General features: G+C 67.6%; 22 protein-coding genes. 15 read left to right on the top strand and 7 right to left on the bottom strand.

Going from position 1 to position 23930, the window contains the following annotated elements; genetic code table 11:
• Positions 1–99 precede the first annotated feature (99 nt).
• From hypB to A5686_RS16100, 3 genes are all read right to left on the bottom strand, one after another.
• Entirely contained in the window at positions 100–873 is a 774-nt protein-coding gene (gene hypB, locus A5686_RS16110) for a hydrogenase nickel incorporation protein HypB (protein ID WP_067936065.1), read from the bottom strand.
• 12 nt (positions 874–885) lie between these two features.
• Positions 886–1221 (bottom strand): hydrogenase maturation nickel metallochaperone HypA, encoded by a 336-nt coding sequence (locus A5686_RS16105; protein ID WP_067936062.1) that lies wholly within the window; start codon positions 1219–1221, stop codon positions 886–888.
• A 102-nt stretch (positions 1222–1323) separates the two neighbouring features.
• Positions 1324–2436 carry a HoxN/HupN/NixA family nickel/cobalt transporter gene (locus tag A5686_RS16100; protein WP_067936059.1) on the bottom strand — a complete coding sequence of 371 codons (1113 nt, stop codon included), beginning with the start codon at positions 2434–2436 and terminating at the stop codon, positions 1324–1326.
• A gap of 158 nt (positions 2437–2594) precedes the next feature.
• Between A5686_RS16100 and A5686_RS16095 the strand changes: the two genes are divergently transcribed.
• On the top strand, positions 2595–3086 hold the full coding sequence (locus A5686_RS16095; RefSeq protein WP_067936248.1) for a Fur family transcriptional regulator: 492 nt from the start codon (positions 2595–2597) through the stop codon (positions 3084–3086).
• 2 nt (positions 3087–3088) lie between these two features.
• On the opposite strand, the gene mtr is transcribed toward A5686_RS16095, so the two are convergent.
• Both mtr and A5686_RS16085 read right to left on the bottom strand, forming a co-directional pair.
• On the bottom strand, positions 3089–4468 hold the full coding sequence (gene mtr / locus A5686_RS16090) for a mycothione reductase (protein WP_067936057.1): 1380 nt from the start codon (positions 4466–4468) through the stop codon (positions 3089–3091).
• Between the two features lie 4 nt (positions 4469–4472).
• Positions 4473–5486: an alpha/beta hydrolase gene (locus tag A5686_RS16085; RefSeq protein ID WP_067936245.1), complete on the bottom strand. Its 1014-nt coding sequence runs from the start codon at positions 5484–5486 to the stop codon at positions 4473–4475.
• Positions 5487–5689: 203 nt separating this feature from the next.
• Here A5686_RS16085 and mqo point away from each other — a divergent pair, with 203 nt between their 5' ends.
• The 8 genes from mqo to A5686_RS16045 all read left to right on the top strand — a co-directional run bounded on the left by mqo (position 5690) and on the right by A5686_RS16045 (position 16252).
• Positions 5690–7123 (top strand): malate dehydrogenase (quinone), encoded by a 1434-nt coding sequence (mqo, locus tag A5686_RS16080; protein WP_369829711.1) that lies wholly within the window; start codon positions 5690–5692, stop codon positions 7121–7123.
• 102 nt (positions 7124–7225) lie between these two features.
• A complete protein-coding gene (locus A5686_RS16075) occupies positions 7226–7696 on the top strand; it encodes a GNAT family N-acetyltransferase (RefSeq protein ID WP_067936052.1) in 471 nt (156 codons plus the stop codon).
• On the top strand, positions 7693–9534 hold the full coding sequence (locus A5686_RS16070) for a magnesium chelatase subunit D family protein (protein ID WP_067936049.1): 1842 nt from the start codon (positions 7693–7695) through the stop codon (positions 9532–9534). Before A5686_RS16075 ends, A5686_RS16070 begins: the two co-directional genes overlap by 4 nt.
• A 19-nt stretch (positions 9535–9553) precedes the next feature.
• Positions 9554–10168, top strand: coding sequence for a cob(I)yrinic acid a,c-diamide adenosyltransferase (cobO, locus tag A5686_RS16065; protein ID WP_067936046.1), 615 nt, complete (start codon positions 9554–9556; stop codon positions 10166–10168).
• Positions 10165–11592 carry a cobyrinate a,c-diamide synthase gene (locus A5686_RS16060; protein ID WP_067936241.1) on the top strand — a complete coding sequence of 476 codons (1428 nt, stop codon included), beginning with the start codon at positions 10165–10167 and terminating at the stop codon, positions 11590–11592. The genes cobO and A5686_RS16060 overlap by 4 nt, the downstream gene beginning before the upstream one ends.
• 9 nt (positions 11593–11601) lie before the next feature.
• Positions 11602–12807, top strand: coding sequence for a uroporphyrinogen-III C-methyltransferase (gene cobA / locus A5686_RS16055; protein WP_067936039.1), 1206 nt, complete (start codon positions 11602–11604; stop codon positions 12805–12807).
• Positions 12808–12840: 33 nt separating this feature from the next.
• Positions 12841–14457 (top strand): MFS transporter, encoded by a 1617-nt coding sequence (locus A5686_RS16050; protein WP_067936036.1) that lies wholly within the window; start codon positions 12841–12843, stop codon positions 14455–14457.
• A gap of 46 nt (positions 14458–14503) precedes the next feature.
• The gene (locus A5686_RS16045; protein ID WP_067936030.1) at positions 14504–16252 is read left to right on the top strand and encodes a proline--tRNA ligase; all 1749 of its coding nucleotides are present in this window, start codon (positions 14504–14506) and stop codon (positions 16250–16252) included.
• 108 nt (positions 16253–16360) lie between these two features.
• Here the strand turns inward: A5686_RS16045 and A5686_RS16040 are convergent, their stop codons facing one another.
• Together A5686_RS16040 and A5686_RS16035 are read right to left on the bottom strand one after the other, a co-directional pair.
• Complete coding sequence (locus A5686_RS16040) at positions 16361–16807, bottom strand: ferritin-like domain-containing protein (RefSeq protein ID WP_067936024.1); 447 nt, start codon at positions 16805–16807, stop codon at positions 16361–16363.
• Positions 16804–17334: a hypothetical protein gene (locus tag A5686_RS16035; RefSeq protein ID WP_067936021.1), complete on the bottom strand. Its 531-nt coding sequence runs from the start codon at positions 17332–17334 to the stop codon at positions 16804–16806. Before A5686_RS16035 ends, A5686_RS16040 begins: the two co-directional genes overlap by 4 nt.
• Before the next feature lie 216 nt (positions 17335–17550).
• Between A5686_RS16035 and rimP the strand changes: the two genes are divergently transcribed.
• From rimP to A5686_RS16010, 6 genes are all read left to right on the top strand, one after another.
• A complete protein-coding gene (gene rimP / locus A5686_RS16030) occupies positions 17551–18084 on the top strand; it encodes a ribosome maturation factor RimP (RefSeq protein ID WP_067936019.1) in 534 nt (177 codons plus the stop codon).
• Positions 18081–19136, top strand: coding sequence for a transcription termination factor NusA (gene nusA, locus A5686_RS16025; protein WP_067936016.1), 1056 nt, complete (start codon positions 18081–18083; stop codon positions 19134–19136). Before rimP ends, nusA begins: the two co-directional genes overlap by 4 nt.
• 72 nt (positions 19137–19208) lie before the next feature.
• Positions 19209–19568, top strand: coding sequence for a YlxR family protein (locus tag A5686_RS26735; RefSeq protein ID WP_197520590.1), 360 nt, complete (start codon positions 19209–19211; stop codon positions 19566–19568).
• 85 nt (positions 19569–19653) lie between these two features.
• Positions 19654–22389 (top strand): translation initiation factor IF-2, encoded by a 2736-nt coding sequence (gene infB, locus A5686_RS16020; RefSeq protein WP_067936012.1) that lies wholly within the window; start codon positions 19654–19656, stop codon positions 22387–22389.
• On the top strand, positions 22389–22877 hold the full coding sequence (gene rbfA, locus A5686_RS16015; protein ID WP_067936009.1) for a 30S ribosome-binding factor RbfA: 489 nt from the start codon (positions 22389–22391) through the stop codon (positions 22875–22877). Before infB ends, rbfA begins: the two co-directional genes overlap by 1 nt.
• On the top strand, positions 22852–23862 hold the full coding sequence (locus A5686_RS16010) for a bifunctional oligoribonuclease/PAP phosphatase NrnA (RefSeq protein WP_156750096.1): 1011 nt from the start codon (positions 22852–22854) through the stop codon (positions 23860–23862). The genes rbfA and A5686_RS16010 overlap by 26 nt, the downstream gene beginning before the upstream one ends.
• Positions 23863–23930: the final 68 nt, after the last annotated feature.

Raw genomic sequence — 23930 nt, 5'->3', positions numbered from 1 at the left:
CGTGCCTGGCCGATCAGTGGCGTTCGGCAGCATCGAATTAGCGAGTCTTGCGAATGTTTCGCAGGAGCGATCGCACCGGCCCGAGCCCACGCGCGCCGTTCAGGCCGCGTCAGTGGCGAAGCGCCGCAGCCAGCCGAACCAGGCACTCATGCCATCGCCGGTGCGCGCGCTGACCGGCAAAATCGTCGCTGTCGCATTCACTTTGCGGACATGGGCGATGTACGTGTCGACATCCACCTCGAGGTGGGGCACCAAGTCGATCTTGTTGAGCAGCACCACGTCCACGGACCGGAACATCACCGGATACTTTAGTGGCTTGTCTTCGCCCTCGGTCACCGAATACACCATCGCCTTGGCGTGCTCGCCGACGTCGAACTCCGCCGGGCAGACCAGATTTCCGACGTTCTCGATGACCACCAGGTCCAGCGCGGCGAGGTCGAGACCTGACAGCGCGCGGTTGATCATGGGAGCGTCGAGGTGGCATTCGCCGCCAAATCCGTTGCTGGTATTGAGCAGTGAGACCTGGGCGCCGCGCCCGATGAGCTTTGCCGCGTCCAGGTCGGTGGCGATATCACCTTCGATCACCCCCAGCGCCAGTTCCCCGGCGAGTTCGTCGAGCGTTGCCTGTAAGATGGTGGTCTTGCCCGACCCCGGGGAGCTCATCAGGTTGAGGGTGCGAACCCCATTGCTCTCGAAGGCCGCCCGGTTGGCGTCGGCGAGCACGTCGTTCTCCGCGAAGATCGCTTCCAGCACGTCGATGCGCTGACTGCCGGTCTGATAGCGGCTGTGATCGCCATGTTCGTGATCGTGGGGAAGGTGATCGTGTTCGTGGGCGTGCACGGTTCCGTCGTCGTGTCGATGAAATCTACCCATCGTCAACGCCTTTCACGAGACATCCAATGATGTCACCAAGAATTCGTTGCCGCGCAGCACCTCGACGTCGGAGCTGTCACACCGGGGACACCAGATCGACCACGGCGAGGTGATGTCGGATTGCCCGCCGCATGCCCGGCACTTGACTTCGGCGCCGACGCACTCGAGTTCCAGTTCGGCGTCCGGCATGTCCTCGGCGTCGCGGACCAGCGTCCAGCAGAAGGACAGCGACTCCGGCACCACCTGCCGAAGGGCGCCCACGCGCACCCGCACCACGTCGACGTGCCGACCGTCGGCGTGATCCTTGACGACACCGGCGATCGCTTCGCACAGCGACAGCTCATGCATTGCCGGTCACCGCCGATCCGTGAGCTGGGCGCAGGCCAACGAGCCCATGAGCACTGTTCTACACCCGAAGGGCGGTTTGTGGTCAGCCCTTTGCCGGCCGGCTCACGCGGTCCACTTTTCTTCGATGCGCCCGTAACGCCACACGAGTAGAGCGACCGCCCACGTCGCGACGAACATGCCGACCACGAAATAGCCGACGGTGTTGAGGTCCAGCCCGCCGATCCAGTTCCAGAACGAGCCTCGCCAGCCGAACTGGTCGGCCAACAGGGCGAGCAGTTCGACGCTGCCGATCACCCACGCGACCGCCACCGACAGCGCTGTGATGGTGATGTTGTAGTAGATCTTGCGCACCGGGTTGGAAAACGCCCAGCCGTAGGCGAAATTCATGAACGAACCGTCGATCGTGTCCAGCAGGCACATGCCGGCGGTGAACAGCACCGGCAGGCAAACGATGGCATACCAGGGCAGCCCGGCGGCGGCGCTGGTGCCGGCCAGCACCAGCAGCGCGATCTCGGTGGCGGTGTCGAACCCGAGCCCGAACAGCAAGCCGACGGGGTAACAGTGCCAGGACCTGGTGATCGACTTCGTGAAGCGGCCGAGCAGTCGGTTCATCAGACCACGGTTGTCCAGATGCCGCTCCAATTCGGCCGCGTCGGTGCCGGGGTCGTATTCGCCCCGGCGTAGCCGCGCCAAGACGCGCAGTATGCCGACCAGAACGATGACGTTGAGAAGCGCGATCGCGTACAGAAACACACCCGAGACACTGGTGCCGATCAGCCCGGTGTAGTGGTGCAGTGTCGAGGAGTCGTCGCTGACCGGTCCGACAACCGTCTTCACCCCGCACGCCAGCAGCACCGCCAGCCCGAAGACCACCGTCGAGTGGCCCAGCGAGAAGAAGAAGCCAACGGCCAGCGGTCGTTGCCCGTCGTTCATCAGCTTTCGAGTGGTGTTGTCGATGGCGGCGATATGGTCGGCGTCGAAGGCATGGCGCATGCCCAGGGTGTAGGCCGTCAATCCGATTCCGACGCCAAAAGCTTTGCCGCCCAGGCTGTATTGGGCCGGTGCGACGAAGACCACCATGGTGAGCCAGCCGAGCAGGTGCAACGCGACGATCACCGCTAGCATCGATGCAAGTCGGCCCCATTCCGCGGGCGTCAGGGCGCCGAGAGGCCCGGTGGTCCTTGACGGCCGCCAGGCGATCTCGGTACTGGCCACTGGGGTCCTTCCGGCGCGTCCTTGCGGTATCGGCTGAGAACAACCGGCACGACTGTAAGTTCCACGGCTTGCCAGATGCAAGCGAGTCGCAGGAACCGCGGAGTCTAGATTGCGTCGAACACTGGCGATCCGACCGCTTGGGCGCGACACTGAAACGCGTGGCGCCCAAGCCGTCGGCACTGGATGCGTCGGTCACCGAGAGGATCGGCGATTTTCTGCGCGCCCGGGGGCTGCGGCGAATGGCCTCCCGCATCCAGGTGCTGGCGGTGCTCGAACCCGTCAACGGTCACCTCCCGGTCGCCGAGATCTACCGGCGGCTGCGGGAGTGCCTGCCTACCGGGGCCCACGCACCCGACGTGGCGACCGTCTACCGCACCGTGACCACCCTCGTCGATCAGGGTGTGCTGCACGCATTGACACTCGACGGCGGTGTGACGACCTACGGGTTGGCCACTGTGCCGCATCATCACGCGGTGTGTACCAACTGCGGCACCATCATCGAGGTGCCCGCCCGGCAGCTGAGTTCGGCGCTCGAACACGCGATGGCGGGCAGCTCGTTCGCGCTCTCGGAGGCCGCCGGGCTGACGCTGCACGGCCTGTGTCCGCAATGCCAGGACGACAAGTCCGACCTCCGGCCGCGCCGGGGCTGAGGTCAGCGCAGACCCAGTAGCGCGTTCTCCAGCGCTTCGGGCAGCGCCGGATGGATCCAGTACTGTCCGCGAGCCATCTCCGGCGTGGTGAGGCCGAAGCTCATCGCCTGGATCAACGGCTGGATGATGGATGAGGCCTGATGGCCCATGATGTGTGCGCCCAGCAGCCTCCCGGTGCCGCGCTCGGCGACGAGCTTGACGATCCCGGTGGTGTCCTCCGACGCCCAACCGTAGGCGACGTCGCCGTAGTCCTGGATCTTCACCGAAACTTTGAACCCCTTTGCGATGGCTTCGTTTTCGGTCAATCCGACGGAGGCGACCTGTGGATCGGTGAACACCGCCGCGGGCACGTAGCGATGGTCGGTGACGGCCATCGACTCGGTGTCGTCCCAGTCACACAACAGGTTGTGCTGCACGACGCGCGCTTCGTGATTAGCGACGTGCTTGAGCTGATACGGCGACGAGACGTCGCCGAGGGCGAAAACCCCGCGCGCCGTGGTTCGCTGGTACTGATCGACGGCCACCAGGCCGTCCTCGACGGCGACGCCGGCCTGCTCGAGGTCGAGTTGATCCGCGTTGGGCACCCGGCCGGTCGCCACCAGCAGCGCATCGGCGTGCACGGTGCGCCCGTCGTCGAGTTGCACCGCGACGCCCGAACCTTGATTTTCGGCGCCCACGACGTTGCGGTGGGTGTGCAATTCCCATTTGCTCGACGCGATCCGGGTGAAACGTTCGCTGACGACGTCGTCGAGATGCCGCAGCAGTGTGGCGCCCCGGACCACCAGGGTGACGCGCGAGCCCAGGGAGGAGAAGATGTGGGCGAATTCGGCCGCCACGAAACCGCCTCCGACGATCACCAGATGCTCTGGCAGTTCTGGGATGCGCATGATCGTGTCGCTGGTGTGGTACCGGGCGCCGCACTCGAGGATCGCCGGGGGCACCACGGCCCGCGCCCCAGCGGCGATCACCACCTGGTCGGCCGTGAACTCGTCGCCGGCATCGGTGCGCAACAGGTAACGCCCGTCGGATTGGACCCGACCGAACCGGGTGTGTTGCTTGTAAACGTCGACGTTCGGCGCGGCGCTGCGATAGTCCTCACCGCCGACTCCTATCGGATCGATGCGCCCGAAAATGCGCGAGACGATGTCGTCCCAGCGCACCCTGTCGATGTGTGCGTCGATGCCAAAGCGCGCCGCGTCCCGGATCGTCTGGGCGACCTCGGCGGCGTAGACGAACATCTTGGTCGGGATGCACCCGACGTTCAAACAAGTGCCACCGAAGGTGCCCTCTTCGCAGATCGCCACTCGTTTTTCGTCGAAGCGGTCATCGAGAATGCTGTTGCCCGAACCGGTTCCGATGATCGCGAGGTCGTAGGTCTCCAAGCCGTCACCCCTTTCGCAGCGACGCCGAGGCATCATCTTTGGTGCACAGGTAGCCGTCCAGCCACAGATCCAGTTCCCGATAGGCGACTTCGCGCGGCCCGGGCAACGACAAGAACACGTCGTGCTTGGCGTCGGTCACCGGGACGACGGAGGTGCGGTTGCCGATGCAGCCCGCCCAGCGGGCGATCTGGGTGACGTCGAGAACCGCGTCGCCGCACTGCATGGACGCCGGATCGGAGCTCTCGTGCACGCTGTGATCCGATCGCAGGATCAGATTTGGCACGCCGACGTCGAGACCGCGATGCAGGCGGGCCTGGCCGCGGCGGATGGCGTGCAGCCAGCCGAAGGTGATGGGGAACCCGCCCACGGGTTTCCATTGCAGGTTGTAGTCGAATTCGCCGGCATAGGCGCGATGCAAGGTGGTGCCGTAACCACCCTCACCGGGCGAGCGGGCCACGCCCTTGGACCGCACGCGCGACAGGCCGGCGATCAGCGCCACCGTCACGGAATGCCGCAGGATGGGCGGCCCTGGCAGCTCCAAGAACGGGCTGTTGAGCACCAGGCCGCCCACGCGGGCGTGCACGGTAGGGTCTCGCCGGCGCAACCGGTCCAGCCACAGCGGCACGATGAGCCCGCCCGCGGAATGCGCGTACAGCAGCACCTGGCGGTGTTCCGCGATGCCGGCCAGCGCCTGATCGAGTTCGGTCTCGTAATTCTTGAGGTCGGTGATGAAGTGCGGCGTCTGCCCGTCGCGATGCGATCGCCCGCACTTGTGGAGGTCCAGCGCGTAGAAGGCGAAGCCGCGAGCCGCGAAGTGATCGGCCAGCTCGGTATGGAAGAAGTAGTCGGTGTAGCCGTGCACCGCGAGCACCGCGTGCGTTGCGGGCGCCATTTCGCCGCTCGCCTGCTGCGGTTCGGGTCCGCGCCGTATCAGCGTCGCGACGATGTCGCCCTCACCCGCCGGGTCGGCCCCGAGCGCAATGGTGCGTTGCTGGTAACCGGGGAGGACATCGGGCACCCAGCCGGTCACTTCGGCGGTCACCCTGCCAGTCACGAGGCCAGCTTAGAGCTTTTGCTGGGTGCGGGGCGGCGCACGTGGTTCGCGGCTCGTTGCCTCGGGATAGCCTGGGGATCGGCCCAGTCGAGGGAAGGACCAGCAAGCCGGTGTCATCGCTAGCCAAAGCCACGTCAGCGGACGTCGTGCTGGTAGGCGCGGGCATCATGAGCGCGACGCTGGGAGCCTTGCTGCGCCGGTTGCAGCCGGATTGGTCGATGACCTTCGTGGAGCGTCTGGACGCCGTCGCCGCCGAGAGCAGTAGCCCGTGGAACAACGCGGGCACCGGGCACTCGGCGCTGTGCGAGCTGAACTACACCCCGCAGCGCGCCGACGGCTCGATCGACATCAGCAAAGCGGTGCGCATCAACGAGCAATTCCAGGTGACCCGCCAGTTCTGGGCCTACGCCGTCGAGAACGGGATTTTGACCGACCGACGCTTCGTCACCGCAGTCCCGCATGCGAGCTTCGTGCGTGGCGCGCAGCGGGTCGACTATCTGCGGCGCCGACAGCAGGCATTGGCGCCCAACCCGCTGTTCGCCGGCACTGAGTTGATCGACGACCCGGGCGAGTTCGCCCGCCGGTTACCCTTCATGGCGGCCGGACGTGACTTCTCCGAACCGACGGCTCTCAACTGGGCGCCCAACGGCACCGACGTCGACTTCGGCGCCCTGTCACGACAACTCGTAGGTTTCTGTGTGCGCAGCGGCGCGACCGCGCTGTTCGGCCACGAGGTCCGCAACCTGTCAAGGCAGTCCGACGGCACGTGGACGCTATCGATCCGCAACCGGCGCACCGGCGAAAAGCACCGCCTGAACGCTAAATTCGTCTTCGTCGGGGCCGGCGGTGATGCGCTGCCGCTGCTGCAGAAGTCCGGCATCGACGAGGTCAGGGGTTTCGCGGGATTCCCGATCGGCGGTCGGTTCCTGCGCGCCGGCAACGCGGCGCTCACCGCCGCACACCGGGCCAAAGTGTATGGCGTGCCCGCACCGGGTGCCCCCCCGCTAGGGGCGCTGCATCTGGACCTGCGTTACGTCAACGGCAAGCCTTGGCTGGTGTTCGGCCCGTACGCCGGCTGGTCACCGAAGTTCTTGAAACACGGGCACTTCACCGATCTCCCGCGCTCGGTCAAGCCGGACAACCTGGCCTCACTGCTCGGTGTCGGCGTCAGTCAGCTGACGCTGCTCAGATACCTGATCGGCCAGCTGCGGCTGTCCGAACCGGGCCGGCTTCGCATGCTGCGCGAATTCGCTCCGACCGCGGTCGCTCCGGATTGGGAGCTGACGCTGGCCGGCCAGCGCGTGCAGGTGATCCGGCGGGACAAGCGCAAGGGCGGTGTGCTCGACTTCGACACCACCGTGGTGGGCGCCGCCGACGGCAGCATCGCGGGCCTGCTCGGCGGCTCCCCGGGAGCGTCGACGGCGGTGCCTATCATGCTCGGCGTCCTGCAACGCTGCTTTGGCAACCGCTTTGCCTCGTGGCTGCCCGCGCTCAAGGAGATGGTTCCGTCCCTGGGGGCGACGCTGTCGGATGAACCGGCGCTGTACGACGAGGTTTTCTCCTGGGGAACGAAGACGCTGGGGTTGGGCGCCGCCCCATGACACGCGCTGACGACGATGCAGAGCGCAGCGATGAGGAGGAGCGGCGCCAGTGACACGCGCTGACGACGATGCAGAGCGCAGCGATGAGGAGGAGCGGCGCCAGTGACAGAAGCACTGCGACGTATTTGGGCCAAAGACCTTGACGCCCGGACACTCTACGAGCTACTCAGGCTCAGGGTGGAGGTTTTCGTTGTCGAACAGGCGATCCCGTATCCGGAGCTGGACGGGCGTGACCTGCTCGCGGAAACTCGGCACTTCTGGCTGGAAACGCCTGCTGGCGAGGTGATTTCGACCCTGCGGCTGATGGAGGAACATGCCGGGGGAGAAAAGGTGTTCCGGATCGGGCGGTTGTGCACCAAGCGCAATTCGCGCGGTCAGGGTCACACCACCCGGCTGCTGCGCGCGGCGCTGGCCGAGGTGGGTGACTACCCGTGCCGGATCAATGCGCAGACCTATCTGGCGGAGATGTACGCCCAGCACGGATTCGTCCGCGACGGAGACGATTTCCTCGACGACGGTGTTCCGCACGTGCCCATGCTGCGGCCCGGTTCGGGTATGGCGGAGACGCCGTGAAGCCCTACCCGTTCAGCGCGATCGTCGGGCACGACCAGCTGCGCCTGGCCCTGCTGCTGTGCGCCGTGCGCCCGGAGATCGGTGGCGCACTCATCCGCGGCGAGAAGGGCACCGCCAAGTCGACCGCCGTGCGTGGCCTGGCGACGTTGCTGTCCGAGGCCACTGGCAGCGACGCCGGCCTGGTCGAAATGCCGCTCGGGGCAACCGAAGACCGGGTGATCGGCTCGCTGGACCTGCAGCGGGTGCTGCGCGACGGCGAGCACGCGTTCTCGCCTGGCCTGCTCGCCCGCGCGCACGGCGGCGTACTCTATGTCGACGAGGTCAACCTGCTGCACGATCACCTGGTCGACGTGCTGCTCGATGCCGCGGCGATGGGGCGGGTGCACATCGAGCGCGACGGTATCTCGCATTCGCACGAGTCCCGATTCGTGTTGATCGGCACCATGAATCCCGAAGAAGGCGAACTGCGTCCGCAGCTGCTGGATCGGTTCGGGCTAACCGTCGACGTCCACGCGTCGCGCGACGTCGAGGTGCGGGTGCAGGTCATCCGGCAGCGGATGGCGTACGAGGCCGACCCGGACGGTTTCGCCGAGCGTTATGCCGACGCCGATGCCGAGCTGGCCCGTCGGATCGCTACGGCACGTGCGCTCCTCGACCGTGTGGTCTTGCCCGACAACGAGTTACGCCGCATCGCGGCGTTGTGTGCGGCGTTCGACGTCGACGGCATGCGCGCCGATCTGGTGGTCGCTCGCACCGCCGTCGCGCACGCGGCTTGGCGCGGCGCCGACAGCGTTGTGGAAGAGGACATCCGGGTGGCCGCCGAACTGGCGCTGCCGCACAGGCGCCGCCGAGATCCCTTCGACGACCCGGGCATCGACCGCGACCAACTGGACGAGGCCCTGGCGCAAGCCGGTTCCGATCCGGACCCCGATCCCGACCCGCCAGGCGGCGGTCAGCGCACCGAGCCGGAACAGGATGCTCCGCAACGCAATTCACCGGAAAACGCTAAGGCGCAGCGGCCTAAGACCCGGCCCAGCGCGCCGCCGTCGAGAACCTTCCGCACCCGCGCGCTTCGCGTTCCGGGTCTGGGGGAGGGGTCGCCCGGACGGCGGTCACGGGCCCGAAACGCGAGCGGCAGCGTGATCGGCGCCGCCGACGCGGACGACACGAGCTGCGCCGGGCACGGGCTGCACCTGTTCGCCACCCTGCTCTCGGCCGCCGAAAGTGCCGGCGCCGGACCGCTACGACCGCAGCCCGACGATGTGCGGCGCGCCGTGCGCGAGGGACGCGAAGGCAATCTGGTGATCTTCGTCGTTGACGCATCGGGTTCGATGGCCGCGCGCGATCGCATGGCGGCGGTAAGCGGCGCCACGCTGTCGCTGCTGCGCGACGCGTATCAGCGTCGCGACAAGGTCGCCGTGATCACCTTCCGCGAACAGCAAGCACGGCTGTTATTGCCGCCGACCTCCTCGGCGCACATCGCCGGGCGGCGACTGGCGCGGTTCGACACCGGCGGAAAGACTCCACTGGCCGAAGGCTTGCTGGCCGCCCGTGAACTCATCGTCCGGGAGAAGGCGCGTGACCGAGCCCGGCGCTCGCTAGTGGTGGTGCTGACCGACGGCCGCGCCACGGCCGGCCCGGATCCGTTGGGCCGCAGCCGTACCGCGGCGGCACGGTTGGTCGCCGAAGGTGCCGCCGCCGTCGTCGTCGACTGTGAAACATCTTTTGTGCGGCTGGGCCTGGCCGAGCAACTGGCCCGCCAACTCGGCGCGCCGGCCATTCGGCTCGAGCAGTTGCACGCGGATTCCTTGACGCGCGCGGTGCGCGACGCGGCGTGAGCGGAAAGGATAAGCGCTGATGCCACAGGGCGTTCCACTGCAAGTTCCCGATGACGGCCTGACTACGCGGGCGCGCCGTCACACGCCGGTACTGGCTGTCCATACCGGCGACGGCAAGGGAAAGTCCACCGCGGCATTCGGAATGGCGTTACGGGCCTGGAATGCCGGGCTGTCGGTGGCGGTGTTCCAATTCGTCAAAAGCGCTAAGTGGAAAGTGGGCGAGGAGGCGGTTTTCGGCCAGCTGGGCCAGTTGCATGACCAGCACCAGATCGGTGGACCCGTCGAATGGCACAAGATGGGTGCGGGCTGGTCCTGGACGCGCAAGGCGGGCAGCGACATCGATCACGCGGCCGCGGCGGCCGATGGATGGACGGAGATCGCGCGCCGGCTGGCCGATCAGCGACACGACTTCTACGTCCTGGACGAGTTCACCTATCCGCTCAAGTGGGGTTGGGTGGACGTCGATGAGGTGGTGCAGCGGCTCACCTCCCGACCCGGTCATCAGCACGTGGTCATCACGGGACGCGACGCGCCGCCGCGTCTGATCGACGCGGCCGACCTGGTGACCGAGATGGCCAAGGTCAAGCATCCGATGGATGTCGGGCGTAAGGGGCAAAAGGGCATCGAGTGGTGAGTGTTCCCGCTGTCGTCATCGCCGCTCCGGCATCAGGTAGCGGAAAGACTACGGTGGCAACGGGTTTGATGGGAGCTCTGCGGCGCGCGGGCCACACCGTGGCGCCGTTCAAGGTCGGCCCGGACTTCATCGATCCCGGCTACCACGGTCTGGCCGCCGGCCGGCTCGGCCGCAACCTCGATCCCATCCTGGTGGGCGAGGACCTGATTGGCCCGCTGTACGCCCACGGTGCAAATGGCGCCGACATTGCGGTGGTCGAAGGGGTGATGGGACTGTTCGACGGCCGGATCGGGCAAACCGCCACGACTCCCGCGCCGGGGTCGACGGCCCACGTCGCCGGCCTGCTGGGCGCGCCCGTGGTCCTGGTCGTCGATGCGCGCGGCCAAGGCCAGAGCATCGCCGCGTTGTTGCATGGCTTTTCGACGTACGACACCGCGACCCGCATCGCCGGTGTGATCCTGAACCGGGTCGGATCGGCCCGGCATGAGCAGGTGCTGCGGCAGGCCTGCGAGCAGGCCGGTGTTCCGGTGTTGGGCGCAATCCCGAGACAGGACGAATTAGGGCTGCCGACAAGGTATTTGGGCTTGATCACCGCAGTGGAGTACGGCCAGCGCGCGCGATCGGCGGTGGATGCGATGACCGCCTTGGTCGCTCGACACGTCGATTTGCCGTCCCTGGCCGCGATCGCCGGCAGCCGAATTGCCCAGCCGCCGTGGGATCCCGCGGCGGCGGTCGGCGAGACGCCCGGGGGATGTGCCGGTGTCGCGGTGGCGTCGGGGAAGGCATTCAGTTTCGGCTACGCCGAACACGCGGAGCTGCTGAGGGCCGCGGGCGCCGAGGTCACCGAATTCGATCCGCTCGTTGATGTGTTGCCCGACGGCACCGACGCGGTGTTGCTGCCCGGCGGTTTCCCCGAACAGTTCACCGCGGAGTTGTCGGCCAATGAGATCGTGCGCCGGCAGATCAACGAACTCGCCGCCGCCGGTGCGCCGATACACGCCGAGTGCGCCGGGCTTATCTACCTGGTCTCCGAGCTCGACGGCCATCCGATGTGCGGCGTGCTGGCGGGGCAGGGGCGATTCACGTCGCACCTGGCCCTGGCGTATCGCGATGCCGTCGCCGTGGCGGATTCGTCGTTGTACACCGCCGGCCAGCATGCGGTGGGGCACGAATTCCACCGCACCACAGTCACATTCACTGAGGACTATCAACCCGCCTGGATGTACCAGGTCCACGACGGCGACCGGGCGGGCGGTTGGGTGCGCGACGGCGTCGTGCACGCCGGAGTGCACGCGTCATATCTGCACACCCATCCGGCCGCCGCGCCGCAGGCGGTGGCGCGCTTCGTCGCACACGCCAGCGCCACTAGATCGATGGTGGCGACCCGCAGCGCCCGGCTTCGCCGCGCTCGCGATCGCCACTAGGCTTGCCGGGTGACCGAGAGCGCCTACCTAGCTGGGCTGCGGCTGGCGGGCAAAAAGGTCGTCGTGGTCGGCGGCGGCACCGTTGCCCAGCGGCGGCTGCCCTTGCTCATCGCCAGCGGCGCCGACGTTCACGTCATCTCCCGTAGCGCCACCAGGTCGGTCGAAGCGATGACGGGAATCACCCTGGCACTACGCGAATACCGCGAAGGCGACCTCGACGGAGCCTGGTACGCGATCGCGGCCACCGACGACGCACAAGTGAACGAGGCCGTGGTCGCCGAGGCCGAAAGCCGCCGCATCTTTTGCGTCCGCGCCGATATCGCGGTCGAGGGGACCGCAGTGACCCCAGCGTCTTTCGACTATGCCGGGTTGTCCGTCGGCGTACTGGCCGGCGGCGACCACCGCCGGTCGGCGGCGATCCGCTCGGCCATCCGCGAGGCGTTGCAGACCGGGCTCATCACGCCCGACAGCCCGGTGGGTTCGGACGCGGTCAAGGGCGGCGTCGCGCTCGTCGGCGGCGGGCCCGGCGACCCCGAACTGATCACCGTGCGCGGCCGGCGGCTGCTGGCCCAGGCCGACGTCGTGGTCGCCGACCGTCTCGCGCCACCGGAGCTGCTGGCCGAGCTGCCCCCACATGTCGAAGTCATCGACGCCGCCAAGATCCCATACGGGCGGGCCATGGCCCAGGACGCCATTAATGACGTCATGATCGAACGCGCCCGCGCCGGCAGCTTCGTGGTGCGTCTCAAAGGCGGCGATCCCTTCGTGTTCGCTCGCGGATATGAAGAAGTGCTGGCGTGCGTCGAGGCCGGAATCTCGGTGACGGTGGTGCCCGGTGTGACAAGTGCCATAGGAGTGCCCGCTTTGGCGGGCGTTCCGGTCACTCACCGCGCGATAAATCATGAGTTCGTGGTGGTCAGCGGCCATCTGCCGCCCGGCCATCCCGAATCGTTAGTGAATTGGGATGCACTGGCCGCAATGTCAGGCACGATTGTTTTGCTGATGGCGGTCGAACGCATCGAACTTTTCGTCGACGCCCTGCTCAAAGGCGGACGACCTGCGGATACTCCGGTGCTGGTGGTTCAGCATGGAACAACTGCCGCTCAACACACTTTGCGGGCTACCCTGGTCGACACGCCGGAGAAGATGAGTGCCGACGGTATCCGACCTCCCGCGATCATCGTGATCGGTGCTGTGGCGGCCTTCGGGCTTTAAACGGTTCTTAAGATTACTGTAAGGTAACCCTTTATGACGGCTCTCAACGATGCAGAGCGCGCAGGGCAGAAACTGGCCTCGGCGCGCCCCGATCGTCCGGCCCCGGCGAGCACTGCGCTCCCGGCGGAGACCGCCTCCAAGCCCCCGGCGGAGACCGCCCTGAAGCGCATCAGCAAGTACTACCCGGCGTGGCTGCCTTCTCGACGCTTCATCGCGGCGGTCATCGCGATCGGCGGTATGCAGCTGCTCGCGACGATGGACAGCACCGTCGCCATCGTCGCGCTGCCCAAGATCCAAAACGAACTCAGCCTTTCCGACGCCGGCCGCAGCTGGGTCATTACCGCCTACGTGCTGACGTTCGGCGGGCTGATGCTGCTGGGCGGTCGCCTCGGTGACACCATTGGGCGCAAGCGCACATTCATCGTCGGTGTTGCGCTCTTCACCATCTCATCTGTGCTGTGCGCGGTCGCCTGGGACGAGGCGACCATGGTCATCGCGCGGCTGTCACAGGGCATCGGGTCGGCCATCGCGTCGCCGACCGGTCTGGCGCTGGTGGCGACCACCTTCCCCAAGGGGCCCGCCCGTAACTTCGCGACTGCGGTGTTCGCGGCGATGACGGCGGTCGGGTCGGTGATGGGTCTGGTGGTCGGCGGCGCCCTCACCGAAGTGTCGTGGCGGCTGGCGTTCCTGGTGAATGTGCCGATCGGCCTGGTGATGATCTACTTGGCCCGCACCGCGCTGCGCGAAACCAACCGCGAGCGAATGAAGCTCGACGCCACCGGTGCCGTGCTGGCCACCCTGGCATGCACCGCGGCCGTGTTCGCCTTCTCGATGGGTCCGGAAAAGGGCTGGGTGTCGATCACGACGATCGGGTCTGGCGTGGTGGCGCTCGGTGCCGCCCTCGCCTTCGTCATCGTCGAGCGCACGGCCGAAAACCCCGTCGTCCCGTTCAACCTGTTCCGTGACCGCAACCGGTCGGTCACCTTCACCGCCATCTTCCTGGCCGGCGGGCTCATGTTCAGCCTGACCGTGTGCATCGGTCTGTACGTACAAGACATCCTCGGTTACAGCGCGCTGCGCGCCGGCGTTGGCTTCATCCCGTTCGTCATCGCAATGGGAATCGGCCTCGGCGTTTCCTCGCAGCTGGTGTCGCGGTTCTCGCCGCGGGTGCTGACCATCGGGGGCGGGATCCTGCTGTTCTGGGCGATGCTGTACGGCTGGGCATTCATGCACCGCGGTGTCGCGTACTTCCCCAACCTGGTGCTGCCCATCGTGGTCGGCGGGATCGGCATCGGTATGGCCGTCGTCCCGCTGACGCTGTCGGCCATCGCCGGCGTGGGCTTCGATCAGATCGGTCCGGTATCGGCGGTGACGCTGATGCTGCAGAGCCTGGGCGGCCCGCTGGTGCTGGCCGTCATCCAGGCCGTCATCACCTCTCGGACCCTGTATCTGGGCGGCACCAACGGACCGGTGAAGTTCATGAGCGATGCGCAGTTGTCCGCGCTGGACCACGGCTACACCTATGGGCTGCTGTGGGTGGCCGGCGTGGCCGTAATCGTCGGCGGCGCAGCGCTGCTGATCGGCTATACCCCCGACCAGGTTGCGCACGCGCAGGAGGTCAAGGACGCGATGGACGCCGGGGAGCTCTAGCTCACCCCGCACGGACCCTCTTCGCAGCACGCTAGGCTGGCCCGCTGTGATCACCCGGATGTCCCAGTTGTTTTTGCGCACCTTGCGCGACGATCCCGCCGACGCCGAAGTCGCCAGCCACAAGCTTTTGATCCGGGCAGGTTACATAAGGCCCGTCGCGCCGGGGCTGTACAGCTGGCTGCCGCTGGGATTGCGGGTGCTGCGCCGGATCGAGCGCATCGTCCGCGAGGAGATGGACGCCATTGGCGGACAAGAGATTTTGTTTCCCGCCCTGTTGCCGCGCGCACCCTATGAGACGACGAACCGGTGGACCGAATATGGCGACTCTGTGTTCCGGCTGCAAGACCGTCGCGGCAATGACTACCTGCTGGGCCCCACCCACGAAGAGCTGTTCGCCCTGACCGTCAAGGGTGAATACAGCTCCTACAAAGACTTTCCTGTCCTGCTGTATCAGATCCAGAACAAATATCGTGACGAAGCGCGGCCGCGGGCCGGCATCCTGCGGGTCCGTGAGTTCCTGATGAAGGACTCCTACTCGTTCGACATCGACGACGCCGGCCTCAAGGCCAGCTACCACGCGCACCGCGAGGCCTATCAGCGGATCTTCTCGCGCCTGCAGGTCCGCTACGTCATCGTGTCCGCCGTGTCGGGCGCCATGGGCGGCAGCGCATCGGAGGAGTTTCTGGCCGAAAGCGCGGTCGGTGAAGACACGTTCGTGCGGTGCCTGGAGTCCGGGTATGCGGCCAACGTCGAGGCCGTCGTCACCGCCCGCCCGGAAGCTCAGCCCATCGATGGGCTGCCCGAGCCGGTTGTGCACAACACCGGCGACACCCCGACCATCGCCACCCTGGTGGACTGGGCCAACCAGGCGGACTTGGGGCGCACCGTCACCGCGTCCGACACGCTGAAGAACGTCCTGCTCAAGGTCCGCCAGCCCGGCGGGGAGTGGGAGTTGCTGGCCATTGGGGTGCCGGGGGACCGTGAGATCGACGACAAACGGCTGAGCGCGGCGCTGGAACCGGCCGAATACACGCTGCTCGACGATGCCGACTTCGCCAAGTACCCCTTTCTGGTGAAGGGGTACATCGGGCCGAAAGCGTTGCAAAGCAACGGCGTTCGCTACCTGGTCGATCCGCGGGTGGTGGAGGGCACCAGCTGGATCACCGGGGCCGACGAAACCGGGCGGCACGTCGTCGGATTGGTGGCTGGCCGGGACTTCACCGCCGACGGCACCATCGAGGCCGCCGAGGTGCGCGACGGTGACCCGTCGCCGGATGGCGCGGGCCCGCTGGTCTCGGCGCGCGGTATCGAGGTCGCCCACATCTTTCAGCTCGGCCGTAAATACACCGACGCCTTCACCGTCGATGTGCTCGGTGAGGACGGCAAGCCGGTCCGCCTGACCATGGGCTCCTATGGCCTGGGGGTGTCGCGGATGGTGGCCGTCATCGCCGAGCAGCACCACGACGAACTGGGTTTGCGCTGGCCGTCGGCCGTCGCACCGTTCGACGTTCATCTGGTGATCGCCAACAAAGACGCGGAAGCCCGTACGGGTGCCGGTAATCTCGCCGCCGAGTTGGACGGGTTGGGCATCGAAGTGCTGCTCGATGATCGCCAAGCCTCACCTGGCGTGAAGTTCAAGGACGCGGAACTGCTCGGCGTGCCGTGGATCGTCGTGGTGGGGCGGGGCTGGGCGGACGGCGTGGTGGAGCTGCGCAATCGCTTCGGCGGCCAAACCCGCGAACTGGCGACCGGACCGTCGCTGGCCGCCGACATCGCGGCGGCACTGGGCGGCTAGTCCCGATGGTGGCGACCCGCTTCGCCCGGCTTTGCCGCGCTCGCGATCTCCACTAGTCCCGATGGTGGCGACCCGCTTCGCCCGGCTTCGCCGCGCTCGCGATCTCCACTAGTCGTTGCCGCCGGGGAAGCTGGTCGTGATGGGCCAGGCGCCCAGCACGCGGTTCCACCGGGCGGCCATGACCGCGCTCTGTACCAAGGCCGTCGACGCGAACGCACGGTCGGCGCCGGTCTCCGCGTGCTCGGCGACCACGCGCCACGCCCCCGCGCCGTCGTTCTCCATCCGTGCGGCCAGCCGCGCGGCATCGGCCGGACCGCCCACCACCATGGGCAGCTGGTAGCCGGGCGCGGCGATCGGGGCGGTCACCTTGCGGGCGTTCAGCATCGCGATGACGTCGTCGCGGCGCTGGCGGTGCTGCGTGAGCGCCTCCACCACCATGTCGTTCACGCTGGGCGGCGACAGCGCGGAGACGATGCCGTAGCCGTAGATCGTCGAATGCTCGATGGCCAGCGCGTCGCACAGAGCCGTGTTGTCGGCGTCCTTACCGGAGGTCATATCGACGGCCCCCCGGGCACTAGCGCAACCGTGTAAGACGCCGTGCAGGATGCGACGATCGAGGCGAGCAGTCCGGCCCGGTAGCCCGATTCGGTGCCCACCAATCGACTCGCGCTGTCGGCGGAGGCGCGCAACGCGTCGATCACGTCTGACACCGGCGGCGGGGGCGGTGGCGGCCCGGCCGGTTGGGCCTGGCTGGGGGTGGGCGTTTCGCTCGAGGACGACGTGGCGAGCTTGCCGGTCGCGCGCGCGATCTCCGCGGACAGCGCGCGGGCATGCGCGGCGCGCTGGTTGGCCACGACCGCCAGCGCGGCGGCGACCTGCGGCGGGTTCCCGACGGCCGCGGCGGCGGCGCCCGCCAGCGCACTGTCGTGGCGGGCCTGATCGAGCGGCCCCAGCAGTTGCTCGACTGGCGGGGGCTTGGGCGCGGGCTTGCCACAGGCGGTCGGCACGGCCCCGAGCGCAGCCAAAGCCACACCACCGGCGAGGATGTCTCGCCTGCTGATGAACGGAACTGCGCTAGGCACAAGGACATCCTGCCATCGGGGCGAAGACGGGCGAGACGCCAGGACGCGATCACGCCGTCAACCGCGAATCCTGGCGTATCGTTGATAGCTGGTTCGCGCAGAGGGCAGCCACTGACAGCAACGGTCGGAACCGCCGGACACCGGAAGTCATCTGCGAAGCCAACGGGGCGCCGACATCCGCCAGATGACCGGACAACTCAAGATGAGGAGCTCGCCGTGACCACCGGGCTACCGTCGCAGACGCAGGTGATCGAGCTACTCGGTGCAGAGTTTGCGCGCGCCGGCTTCGAGATCGAAGACGTGGTCATCAACGCCCGGACCCGCCCCCCGCGAATCATGGTGATCGCCGACGGCGACGACGGCCTCGATCTGGACACTGCAGCCGCGCTGTCCCGCTCGGCATCGGCGTTGCTCGACGGCGTGGACACCATCTCCGACCACTACGTGCTCGAGGTCTCCTCGCCGGGCGTAGACCGCCCGCTGACCAGCGCGAAGCACTTCCGCCGGGCCCGCGGCCGCAAGGTCGACGTCGTCCTGTCCGACGGATCGAAGCTGACCGGCCGGGTCGGTGCAACGACCGACGGGGCGATCTCGCTGGTGGTCCGCGCCGGGCGGGACTGGGCGGTGCGCGAGATCCCACTCGGTGACATTGCGAAAGCTGTTGTCCAGGTGGAGTTTTCGCCTCCTAACCAAGCGGAGCTGGAACTGGCGAGTATGGGTCAGGCCCGGAGGACGGAGACCGGAGCATGAACATCGACATGGCCGCACTGCACGCGATCGAGGTGGATCGGGGCATCTCTGTCAACGAGCTGCTCGAGACGATCAAGTCGGCGCTGCTCACCGCCTACCGGCATACCGAAGGTCACCAGAACGACGCGCGGATCGAAATCGACCGCAAGACGGGAGTCGTCCGGGTGATCGCCCGGGAGACCGACGAAGACGGCAACGTCATCAGCGAGTGGGACGACACCCCCGAGGGTTTCGGGCGAATCGCCGCCACCACCGCCCGCCAGGTCATGCTGCAGCGCTTCCGCGACGCGGAAAACGAGCGGACCTATGGCGAGTTCTCCACCCGCGAGGGGGAGATCGTCGCGGGCGTCATCCAGCGTGACAGCCGGGCCAATGCGCGCGGCCTGGTCGTGGTCCGGATGGGCACCGAGACGAAGGCGTCCGAGGGTGTGATTCCGGCGGCCGAGCAGGTTCCGGGCGAAAGCTACGAGCACGGCAACCGCGTTCGGTGCTACGTGATCGGGGTGACCCGCGGGGCTCGGGAGCCGTTGATCACCCTGTCGAGGACCCACCCGAACCTGGTTCGAAAGTTGTTCTCGCTGGAAGTTCCCGAGATTGCCGACGAATCGGTGGAGATCGTCGCCGTGGCCCGGGAAGCCGGCCATCGTTCCAAGATCGCGGTGAAGTCCAACCTTCCCGGCCTGAACGCCAAAGGCGCCTGCATCGGTCCCATGGGGCAGCGGGTCCGCAACGTGATGAGCGAGCTGTCCGGCGAGAAAATCGACATCATCGACTACGACGAGGATCCCGCGCGCTTTGTCGCCAACGCGCTGTCGCCGGCGAAGGTGGTGTCGGTCTCGATCATCGACCAGGCGGCTCGCGCCGCTCGCGTGGTGGTACCCGACTTCCAGTTGTCGCTGGCCATCGGCAAGGAGGGCCAGAACGCGCGCCTGGCGGCCCGGCTCACCGGCTGGCGCATCGACATCCGCGGGGACTCGCCCGGCGGTCCCGGGGGGCATTCGGAGAGCCAGTCCGAACACGGTGCCACCCACGGAATGGCGCACGACCGCTAGCGCCCGGGCGGGCCTGCAGCTGCCCACCCTCGGGTGGTTCTGACCATCGATTCGGTGACGCTAGACTGAGCCGTGATCCAGCGTGAGCCTTCGACCTTGGCGCACCGTCATGCGGGTGGACCCGTACGGACGTGTGTCGGGTGCCGGAAGCGAGAGCTGGCCGTCGAGCTGCTTCGAGTGGTGGCTGTGCCGAACGGGAACGGTGGCTTCGCCGTGATCGTTGACACAGGTAACAGCCTGCCGGGGCGGGGTGCGTGGCTGCATCCCGGACCGCAGTGCGCACAACAGGCAATCCGGCGGCGGGCTTTCACAAAAGCGCTGCGCATCACCGGTTCACCGGATACATCCGCGGTGGTCGAGCACATAGAGTTTCTCTGTGCGTCCGGCCGCCCGGCAACAGAACAGGTAGCAAAGAACATGAGCACACCGTGAAGTCCCGATGACTCGCATTCCTATGCGTTACAGCTAATCCCCGAGGCGCGGCCCCACAACTGTCGCCTCATAGACAGGAGATGTAGTGGCAGGTAAGGCCCGCGTACACGAGTTGGCTAAGGAACTCGGTGTCACCAGCAAGGAAGTTCTCGCCCGGCTGAATGATCAGGGCGAATTCGTCAAATCCGCATCGTCGACGGTAGAAGCCCCGGTGGCTCGTCGGCTGCGCGAGTCCTTCGGCGGCGGCAAGGCCGCCGAGAAGGCCCCCGCGAAAGCCGCGGCCAAGGCCGCCAAGGCCCCCGACAAATCGCTCGACAAGGCCCTCGACAGCGCCATCGGCAGCGCGGGTGGCAACGGCGAAGCGACGGCGACGCCCGCCAAGCCCGCCGGTCCCCAGGCCTCCGCCGAGGCCCCGGCCCGCCCGGGCCCCGCTCCCACACATCCGTCCGCGCCGTCTCCGGGGCAGCCGAAACCGCCCGCGCCCGGGCAAGCGCCGCGCCCCGGTATGACGCCGGGCCCGCGCCCGGGCCCGATGCCCAAGCCCCGCGCCCCGCGCGTCGGCAATAACCCGTTCTCGTCGGCGCAGCCCGTCGACCGGTCCATCCCGCGTCCGCAGGCGCCCCGTCCGGGAGCACCCCGCCCCGGCGCGCCGCGGCCGGGCGGCGCTTCCCCGGGCAACATGCCGCCTCGACCCGCCGGTGCCGGTGGGCCGGGCCGCCCGGCTCGGCCCGGCGCGCCGCGTCCCGGCGGTGGCCGTCCCGGTGGTCCCGGCGGTCGTGACGGAGGAGGCGGCAACTACCGCGGCGGCGGTGGCGGTGGAGTCGGTGCCCCGCCCGGAGGCGGCGGCGGTTTCCGTGGCCGTCCCGGTGGTGGCGGCGGTGGCCGTCCCGGCCAGCGCGGCGGTGCCGCCGGCGCTTTCGGCCGTCCCGGCGGTGCGCCGCGACGGGGCCGCAAGTCGAAGCGGGCGAAACGCGCCGAATACGAGAACATGCAGGCGCCGGTGGTGGGCGGAGTGCGGTTGCCACACGGCAATGGCGAGACCATCCGCCTGGCTCGCGGCGCGTCGCTGAGCGACTTCGCCGACAAGATAAACGCCAACCCGGCTTCGCTGGTGCAGGCGCTGTTCAACCTCGGCGAGATGGTCACCGCCACGCAATCGGTTGGCGACGAGACGCTCGAGCTGCTGGGCAGCGAGATGAACTACGTCGTCCAGGTCGTCAGCCCCGAGGACGAAGACCGCGAGCTGCTGGAGTCCTTCGATCTGAGCTACGGCGAGGACGAGGGCGGCGAGGAAGACCTGCAGACCCGGCCGCCGGTGGTGACCGTGATGGGTCACGTCGACCACGGTAAAACCCGACTGCTGGACACCATCCGGAACGCCAGCGTGCGGGAAGCCGAGGCGGGTGGCATCACCCAGCACATCGGTGCCTACCAGGTGGCCGTCGAACACGACGGGGTCGAACGGCCGATCACCTTCATCGACACCCCAGGTCACGAGGCGTTCACCGCCATGCGTGCCCGCGGTGCGAAGGCCACCGACATCGCCATCCTGGTGGTCGCCGCCGACGACGGCGTCATGCCGCAGACGGTGGAGGCCATCAACCACGCCCAGGCGGCCGACGTGCCGATTGTAGTGGCGGTCAACAAGATTGACGTTGAGGGTGCCGACCCGGCCAAGATCCGCGGGCAGCTCACCGAATATGGTTTGGTGGCAGAGGATTTCGGTGGCGACACGATGTTCGTCGATATCTCCGCCAAGCAGGGCACCAACATCGAGCAGCTGCTCGAGGCGGTGCTGCTGACCGCCGACGCGGCCCTGGACCTGCGGGCCAACCCCGACATGGAGGCCCAGGGTGTGGCGATCGAGGCGCACCTGGACCGCGGTCGCGGTCCGGTCGCCACGGTGCTGGTGCAGCGCGGCACGCTGCGGGTCGGCGACTCGGTGGTCGCCGGCGACGCGTACGGCCGGGTTCGTCGCATGGTCGACGAGCATGGCGAGGACGTCGAAGAGGCGCTGCCGTCGCGGCCGGTGCAGGTCATCGGTTTCACGTCGGTGCCCGGGGCGGGTGACAACCTGCTCGTCGTCGACGAGGATCGCATCGCCCGCCAGATCGCCGACAAGCGCAGCGCCCGCAAGCGCAACGCGCTCGCCGCGCGTTCCCGCAAGCGGATCAGCCTGGAGGACCTGGACTCGGCGCTGAAGGAAACCAGCCAGCTGAACCTGATCCTCAAGGGCGACAACGCCGGTACGGTCGAGGCGCTGGAAGAGGCCCTGATGGGCATCCAGGTCGACGACGAGGTGGCGCTGCGCGTCATCGACCGCGGCGTCGGCGGCATCACCGAGACCAACGTCAACCTGGCGTCGGCCTCGGACGCGGTGATCATCGGCTTCAACGTACGTGCCGAAGGCAAGGCCACCGAGCTCGCTAACCGCGAGGGTGTGGAGATCCGCTACTACTCGGTGATCTACCAGGCGATCGACGAGATCGAGAAGGCCCTGCGCGGCATGCTCAAGCCGATCTACGAGGAGAACCAGCTGGGTCGCGCCGAGATTCGGGCGATCTTCCGGTCCTCCAAGGTCGGCATCATCGCCGGTTGCATGATCAGCAGCGGCATCGTGCGCCGCAACGCCAAGGCGCGGTTGCTGCGGGACAACATCGTGGTCACCGACAACCTCACGATCACCTCGCTGCGACGGGAGAAGGACGACGTGACCGAGGTCCGCGAGGGCTTCGAGTGCGGTATGACGCTGGGGTACTCCGACCTCAAGGAAGGCGACATCATCGAGTCCTACGAGTTGGTCCAGAAGGAGCGCACCTGATGGCCGACCCGGCCCGGGCGCGCCGTTTGGCCAAGCGGATCAACACGATCGTCGCCTCGGCGATCGAGTTCGAGATCAAGGATCCCGGGCTGGAGGGGGTCACCATCGTCGACGCGAAGGTGACCGCCGATCTGCACGATGCCACGGTGTTCTACACGGTGATGGGACGCACGCTGGACGACGAGCCGGATTACGGGGCTGCTGCGGCCGCCCTGGAACGGGCCAAGGGCGCGCTGCGCACGATGGTCGGGGCCGGCACCGGCGTGCGCTTCACGCCCACGCTGACGTTCACCCGCGATACCACGTTGGACAACGTGCAGCGAATGGACGAGTTGCTCGCGCGGGCGCGCGCGGCGGATGCTGATCTGGCGCGGGTCCGTTCGGGGGCCAAGCCGGCTGGGGAGGCCGATCCATACCGGGAGAGCGGATCGGGTGGGGAGCCCGGCTTCGACGGGAGTATCGGTGACGACAACGAACACGAATACTGAGCTGGGCGGCGGCCCCAGGGTGGGGGCGCGCGTCGACGCCGCAGGCGCGGTCGAATTGCTGTCGCACGCCGACACGGTCGCGGTGATCGCACACGTGCATCCCGATGCCGACACCATCGGCGCTGGGCTGGCGCTGGGGCTGGTGCTGGACAAGTGCGGCAAGCACGTCGAGGTGAGTTTCGCCGAGCCGGCGGGACTGCCCGAGTCGTTGGCGTCGTTGCCCGGCTGCGGGCTGCTGGTCAGTCCCGATGCGATGCGTCGCGACGCCGATTTGGTTGTCACCGTTGATGTTCCGAGCGTCAAGCGGCTGGGCGCGCTGAGCGACTTGGCGGTGGCGGCCGACGAGGTGTTGGTCATCGACCACCACGCCTCCAATGATGTCTTCGGCACCGCCAATTTCATTGACGTGTCTGCCGATTCGACGACGATGATGATCGCCGACATTCTCGACGCCTGGGGCAAGCCCATCGATCCCGATGTCGCGCACTGCATCTATGCCGGACTGACCACCGACACCGGCTCGTTCCGCTGGGCCAGCGGGCGAGCCCTGCGGCTGGCCGCTCGGCTGGTCGACGGCGGCGTCGACAACGCCGCGATCAGCCGCACCCTGCTGGACAGCCACCCGTTCGGATGGCTGCCGTTGCTATCGCGGGTGCTGGCCTCCGCCCAGCTGTTGCCGGAGGCCGCGGGCGGCCGCGGGCTGGTGTATGCCGTTGTCGACCACCAGGATTGGGTCGGTTCACGGCCAGAGGAAGTCGAAAGCGTCGTCGACATCGTGCGGACCACGCAGCAGGCGGAGGTGGCCGCGGTATTCAAAGAGGTCGCGCCGCAGCAGTGGTCGGTGTCGATGCGGGCCAAAGCCGCGGTGGATTTGGCGTCGGTCGCGTCCGGGTTCGGCGGCGGGGGGCACCGGCTGGCGGCCGGCTACTCGACCAGCGGCTCGATCGAGGCCGCGGTGGCGTCGCTGCGCACCGCCCTCGACTAGCAGCATCTGGTTCGTGGTGATCGCAAGCGCGGCGAAGCCGGGCGAAGCGGGTCACCACCATGTGAGTT

It is taken from the genome of Mycobacterium sp. E2479 (assembly GCF_001667925.1).
GTDB lineage: Bacteria > Actinomycetota > Actinomycetes > Mycobacteriales > Mycobacteriaceae > Mycobacterium.
Note: the sequence above shows the minus strand (reverse complement) of the source record. Positions and strands in the feature narration are given on the sequence as shown.

Bases quoted from the DNA above. Each gene is read 5' to 3' on its own strand.
- cobO (WP_067936046.1), top strand. From the start codon at position 9,554: ATGCCACAGGGCGTTCCACTGCAAGTTCCCGATGACGGCCTGACTACG.
- A5686_RS16040 (WP_067936024.1), bottom strand. From the start codon at position 16,807: ATGACCTCCGGTAAGGACGCCGACAACACGGCTCTGTGCGACGCGCTG.
- mqo (WP_369829711.1), top strand. From the start codon at position 5,690: ATGAGCGCGACGCTGGGAGCCTTGCTGCGCCGGTTGCAGCCGGATTGG.
- nusA (WP_067936016.1), top strand. From the start codon at position 18,081: ATGAACATCGACATGGCCGCACTGCACGCGATCGAGGTGGATCGGGGC.
- A5686_RS16105 (WP_067936062.1), bottom strand. From the start codon at position 1,221: ATGCATGAGCTGTCGCTGTGCGAAGCGATCGCCGGTGTCGTCAAGGAT.
- hypB (WP_067936065.1), bottom strand. From the start codon at position 873: ATGGGTAGATTTCATCGACACGACGACGGAACCGTGCACGCCCACGAA.
- rbfA (WP_067936009.1), top strand. From the start codon at position 22,389: ATGGCCGACCCGGCCCGGGCGCGCCGTTTGGCCAAGCGGATCAACACG.
- A5686_RS16050 (WP_067936036.1), top strand. From the start codon at position 12,841: ATGACGGCTCTCAACGATGCAGAGCGCGCAGGGCAGAAACTGGCCTCG.